We start from the raw sequence: 5,870 nt of genomic DNA, 5'->3' as shown, positions 1-5,870 counted from the left end.
GCAGGAGGAACATCAGCACGAAGAGTATCCCGCTGGTGAGGCCGTACGGGTTGAGAAGATAGGCGAGCGAGCCGTGATACCCTTCCCGGTCCATCGGGAGCCCGGCGAAGATGTTCCCGAAGGCGACCCCGAAGAGGAGCGCCGGCACCAGGCTGGAGACGACGATGGCCCAATCCCACCCTCCCCTCCAGAGGCGTCCCTCTTCCTTGCTGCGGAACTCGAAGGAGACCCCGCGCACGATGAGGGCGAAGAGGAGGAGCAGAAGCGGCGTGTAGAGGTAGCTGAACATCAGGGCATATGCTGTCGGGAAGGCGGCAAAGGTGGCGCCACCGGCGGTGATCAGCCAGACCTCGTTGCCGTCCCAGACCGGGCCGAAGGTGTTGATGACGACGCGGCGCTCCTCATCGTTTCTGGCCAGCACGCGGTGCAGCATCCCCGCACCGAGCACGAACCCGTCCAGCATGAAATAGACGCTCCACAATACGCCCCAAAGTACGAACCAGACAATTTGCAGTTCCATGTCTCCCCCCTAATTCCTGATCGCGCCAGAGGCGGCAAAGATGATCTCGTCATGGACGGCCGGTTCGGCGACCACCAGGTCGCCCTCCTCGGGTCCCTTGCGGGCAAACTTGGTCAGGAGGTAGATATCCACGAAGCCGAGCAGGCCGTAAAGAAGGACGAAGCCGACCAGGGAGCCTACCACCTGCGAAAGGGAGACGGCCTTCGACACCGCGTCCGAGGTCCTCATCACCCCATAGACGATCCACGGCTGGCGGCCGACCTCGGAGACCACCCACCCCAGCTGGTTGGCGATATAGGGGAGCGGGATGGCGTAGACCAGGAAGCGCAGGAAAAACGGGTAGTTCTCGAGGGTTCCCTTCCTGGAAAGAAAGAGCGCCAGTCCCGAGGCCAGGATGAAGAGCGTCCCCAGACCTACCATCAGGCGGAACCCGAGGAAGACCGGGAGGACCGGCGGGCGCTCGTTCTTCGGGAAGGAATTGAGCCCCTTGATCACGGCGCTTTTGTCGTGGAAGGCCAGGATGCTCAGCATGCCGGGAACGGGGAACCCGGAGACCAGGTTGCACTGGTTCTTCTCGTCCGGGAAGGCGATGAGATGCAGCGGGGCGTAGCCGCAGCTTTCCCAGACGGCCTCCATGGCGGCGAACTTCGCGGGCTGGGTCTTGGCCACGTCCGCGGCGTGGAAATCACCGATCACGGCAACCAGGATCGAGGCCGCCAGGGCGAAAGCGGCAGCCATGCGGAAGGAGATCCTGAAGAAGTCGGGGTTCTGCTTCCTGAGGAGGTGCCAGGCCGAAACGCCCATCACGAAGAAGCCGGCCACCGTGTAGCCGGAGACGATCTGGTGTCCGAACTTCAAAAGCCCGAAGGGATTGGTGACCAGCGCCATGAAGTCGACCATCTCGGCGCGGCCGTTGCGCAGCAGGTAACCGACAGGGTGCTGCATCCAGCCGTTAGCCAGCAGGATCCAAAGGCCCGAGAGGTTGGTGGCCACCGCCACGATCCAGATGGAAAGGGCATGGACGCGTTTGGAGACCTTCTTCCAGCCGAAGGCCCAGAGCCCGATGAAGACCGATTCCAGGAAGAAGGCCATGGTCGCCTCGATGGCCAGCGGTGCCCCGAAGATGTCGCCCACGTAACGGGAGTACTCGGCCCAGTTCATGCCGAACTGGAACTCAAGGGTGATGCCGGTCACCACCCCGAGGGCGAAGTTGATCAGGAAGAGCTTCCCCCAGAACTTGGTCATCCTGAGGTAGAGCTCGTTCCCGCTCAGCACATAGCGGGTCTCCATGGCGGCCACCAGGACGGAGAGCCCCAGGGTGAGAGGCACGAAAATGAAATGGAACATGCTGGTGAGGGCGAATTGCAGCCTGCTTAGGGTGAGTACGTCCATCGACTTCCTCCTTGTAGATATTGGATTGGAAAACCGGAATTGCGGTTTCGGGTCATATACGGACCAAGCGGATCATTTTTATCCGATTCGAGGGCAAAAAAAATTAGGCGCCAGGACCCCTTGCCAGGGTGTCGATGGTGACGTCCTCGAGGATGTTGACAACCTGGGTCTGCACCTGCCGCCAGACCTGGTGCACCTGGCACTCCCCCGACCTGTCGCAGGTATTGCCAAGGAGGCAACGATTGGGAACGATCGGCCCCTCGACAGCCTCCACCACCTCTCGCAAGGTGATCTGCGAAGCCGGCCTGGCCAGGATGAATCCCCCACCGGTGCCGCGGGAAGAGCTCACCAGTCCGAGCTTGTTGAAGCTCTGGAAGATCTTTGCCAGAAAGGTCTGCGGCACGTCGGTCGCGGCTGCTATCTCGCTTATCAAAGAGACCTGTCCCGGGGGCTGCTGGGCCAGGTAGATGATGCCTCGTATTGCGTACTCTCCCTTGCGGGTCAATTCCATCATAAGGACACCTTTAAGACCAAGTTGGTCCTCTTTATATCGAACGATCGCGCTGCTGTCAAGGGTAAATCTGAGAGATAATAAACTTTACACCGGCGCAGCTGATCCCCTCTTGGAATCATTATACATTCGGGCCTTCACGATTTTCGAACCCCATCGGCCCACCCGTAGGAGCGCCCTCCCGGGCGCGAATGGCTTCGGTTCGGGCCCGGAAGGGCGCTCCTACCAATGCTGATTGAGAGGAAAAAAAAGGACCGCATGAAGCGGTCCTTCTCATGGCGTTGAGTGTCCAAACTTAATCAGCCGAGCAAGCTGTTGAAGTTCCTTGCCCTGTTTGCCAGGATCGTCGGGTCGAGGACCTCGCCGCAGCAGGTGCACTTCCAGGCGTCGAAAGACCGGACGAAATCGTAGTACTTCTCGGCAAACATCCTACCTTTGCATTTTGGACATCTCATAAGGGTTACCTCCCATTGGCAATTGATGTGTGCCGGCTAAGATTCACCTTGTATGCCAAAAGTAGAACACTCTAACGATCATTGCCGTAATCCTGTCTGGGCCGGCAACACCTCCCGCAATATTGAGTGGTTATGGGCAGCAAAAAAACTTCCTGATGGCGGCGAGCTTGGCGGGACCGATTCCAGGGACCCGCGACAGAGCTTCGACCGAGCCGAAAGCGCCATTTTGGTGACGGTCCGCCGCAATGCGGGCGGAGAGCACCGGCCCGATCCCCGGGAGCGCGGCCCAGTCGTCGGCCTCCATCAGGTCGGGGTTCAGCCGGATTCCCAGCAGCATACGCTCCTTCGCGGCCATCCTCCCCACTGAAAAGACAGGCCTTTCTCCCCGCCGCAAGGTCAGCGTCACGATATCGCCCGAGGCCAGGCGCACCCCGCCGTCTCGCGCGGAAACCCCTGAATAATGGGCGGAACCGAGCGTCATTTTTATGGCGGCAAGGGTCGTGGTGCCGTCAGGGAACCGATAGAGACCGGGGCGGGGAAAGTCCCCCGCCAACCGGACCGTCACCGTCCCGGCCCCGGCACGGAAAAGGGCCGCGCCCTCGCCTTTTTCGGCGGGAACGCGGCCCCTGAGGTACAGGAAGATGGATAGGAGCAGGGCGAGACACCAGATGGCGAGTCGGCTGCTCCGCGGCATCACTTCTTCGGCAACGCCGCCTCCTCGTCCTTGTGAAGCTTGTATTCGATGGAATCGATGAGTGCCTGGTAGGAGGCCTCGATCACGTTGGAGGAAACCCCAACCGTGCCCCAGCGACCTTCCTTGTCGCCCGACTCGATCAAGACCCGGATCGACGATGCCGTCCCCTGCCCTGCCGGGAGCACCCTGACCTTGTAGTCATGCAGCTTCACGTCCTTGAGCTTCGGGTAGAACTTCTCCAGGGCCTTCCTGATGGCGTTGTCGAGGGCGTTGACCGGACCGGTCCCCTCGGCAGCGGTGTGCTCGATCTTGCCGCCGACCTTGAGCTTGATGGTAGCCTCGGAGATCGGCACCTCGTCCTCGTGCCGCTTCTCGTCCACCACCCTGAAGCCGATGACCGAGAAGAACTTGCGGTGGGTACCGAGCGCCCGCTTCATGAGGAGCTCGAAGGAAGCCTCGGCCCCCTCGAACTGGTAGCCGCGGTTCTCCATGGACTTGATGTCCTCGAGGATCTCGAGGGTCACCGGATCCTTGGAGTCGAGGTTGATGTTGAACTCGGTAGCCTTGGCCAGGATGTTGGCGCGGCCGGAGAGGTCCGAGACCAGCACGCGGGTGGTGTTGCCGACCAGTTCCGGCCTCATGTGCTCGTAGGTCTCCGGGTGCCGCTGGATGGCCGAAACGTGCACGCCCCCCTTGTGGGCGAAGGCGGAGTTGCCGACGTAGGGCTGGTGCTTGTCGGGGGCGAGGTTGGCGAGCTCATAGACGAAGCGGGAGAGATCGCGGAGCTGCCGCATCTGCTCGTCGGTCACGCAGTTGATCCCCATCTTCACCTTCAGGGCGGGGATGATCGAGCAGAGGTTGGCGTTGCCGCAGCGCTCCCCGAAGCCGTTGATGGTCCCCTGGACCTGCACGATCCCCTGTTCGACACCGACGATGCTGTTGGCCACGGCGCATTCGCTGTCGTTGTGGGTGTGGATGCCGAGCGGGGTCGAGATGTGGCTTTTCACCTTGGCCACGATCTGCGCGATCTCGTAGGGCATGGTGCCGCCGTTGGTGTCGCAGAGGATGATGCAGTCGACGCCGGCCTGTTCGGCAGCCTTGAGGGTCTTGATGGCGTACTCGGGGTTGGCCTTGTAGCCGTCGAAGAAGTGCTCCGCGTCGTAGAAGACCTCGGGCATGCGGGTCTTGAGGTACTCCAGCGAGTCGTAGATCAGCTCCAGGTTCTCCTCGAGCGGAATCCTCAGCGCCTCGCGCACCTGGAAGTCCCAGCTCTTGCCGAAGATGGTGACGGCATCTGCCTCCGACTGCACCAGGGTGCGGATGTTCTGGTCCTTGTCGGGAGTGATCTTGGCCCGGCGGGTCGAACCGAAGGCGGCAATCTTGGCCTGGACGAGACGCTCCTTCTTGATGTCCTTGAAGAAAGCGACGTCCTTGGGATTGCTCCCCGGCCATCCCCCCTCGATATAGTGGATGCCGCTTTCGTCCAGCCTGTGGGCGATGCGGATCTTGTCCTCGACCAGGAAGGAGATGTCCTCCGCCTGGGTTCCGTCCCTAAGTGTCGTATCGTAAAGTTTTACCAGGCTCATTTAACCCCACCCTTTTATAGTCCGTTCCGCTCCATAAAAGAAAAAACAGAATTGGCCACGGAGACACGGAGAACTTCCGAGATAACTGCAAACCCACATAACAGGAACTGCCTGTACTTCAACTTCAAAACCAATTAGCCACGGAGACACGGAGAACTTCTGAGTTAACCGCGAACCAAAGGCAGAAGGTAACCCAACTAACAGGAACTGCCTGTACTTCTACTTCAAAACCATTAGCCACGGAGACACGGAGAACTTCTGAGAGTGCGAAACAAAGAAGGAAGTATCGGTTATTTTCCCCCGATTCAGGACTTCAGCTTTTCTCAGATTTTCTCCGTGTCTCCGTGGCAAAAAGGTTTCAGGTTTTCCGTGGCAGGAAAGGTTTACTTCTGCACCCCCGAGAGACCGAAGGCGTCGTGCAGCACCCTGACAGCCAGTTCGGTGTACTTGGAGTCGACCACGACGGAGATCTTGATCTCGGAGGTGGAGATCATCTGGATGTTGATCCCTTCCTTAGCCAGCGTCTCGAACATCTTGGTGGCGACACCGGCGTGGCTCCTCATGCCGAGACCTACGATGGAGACTTTGCTGACGTTCTCATCGGAGATGACGTCCTTGGCGGAGATGGCTTCGGCGGTCTCCTTGGTGATGGCCAGGGCCTTCTTGAAATCGGTCTGGGGCACCGTGAAGGTGAAGTCGGTGAATCCCGCCT

Annotated in this window: 7 protein-coding genes; all 7 read right to left on the bottom strand. The window is 60.0% G+C overall.

The window, feature by feature from the left end:
- On the bottom strand, positions 1–520 hold a 520-nt coding region (gene cydB, locus AC11W3_RS04790), incomplete at its 3' end, for a cytochrome d ubiquinol oxidase subunit II (RefSeq protein ID WP_484092583.1).
- A 9-nt stretch (positions 521–529) separates the two neighbouring features.
- Positions 530–1,912 (bottom strand): cytochrome ubiquinol oxidase subunit I, encoded by a 1,383-nt coding sequence (locus tag AC11W3_RS04785; protein WP_484092582.1) that lies wholly within the window; start codon positions 1,910–1,912, stop codon positions 530–532.
- 103 nt (positions 1,913–2,015) lie between these two features.
- A complete protein-coding gene (locus tag AC11W3_RS04780; protein WP_484090783.1) occupies positions 2,016–2,426 on the bottom strand; it encodes an RrF2 family transcriptional regulator in 411 nt (136 codons plus the stop codon).
- Between the two features lie 296 nt (positions 2,427–2,722).
- The gene (locus AC11W3_RS04775; protein ID WP_484090782.1) at positions 2,723–2,878 is read right to left on the bottom strand and encodes a hypothetical protein; all 156 of its coding nucleotides are present in this window, start codon (positions 2,876–2,878) and stop codon (positions 2,723–2,725) included.
- Positions 2,879–3,008: 130 nt separating this feature from the next.
- Complete coding sequence (locus AC11W3_RS04770; protein WP_484090781.1) at positions 3,009–3,572, bottom strand: ComEA family DNA-binding protein; 564 nt, start codon at positions 3,570–3,572, stop codon at positions 3,009–3,011.
- A complete protein-coding gene (gene cimA, locus AC11W3_RS04765) occupies positions 3,572–5,158 on the bottom strand; it encodes a citramalate synthase (protein ID WP_484092581.1) in 1,587 nt (528 codons plus the stop codon). The genes AC11W3_RS04770 and cimA overlap by 1 nt, the downstream gene beginning before the upstream one ends.
- A gap of 383 nt (positions 5,159–5,541) precedes the next feature.
- Positions 5,542–5,870, bottom strand: a 329-nt coding sequence (locus AC11W3_RS04760) for an ACT domain-containing protein (protein ID WP_484092580.1), incomplete at its 5' end; no start/stop codon positions are given.

Source organism: Geomonas sp. (assembly GCF_056994735.1).
The sequence above is the reverse complement of the archived record's forward strand: the minus strand, read 5'-3'. Positions and strand labels throughout refer to the sequence as shown.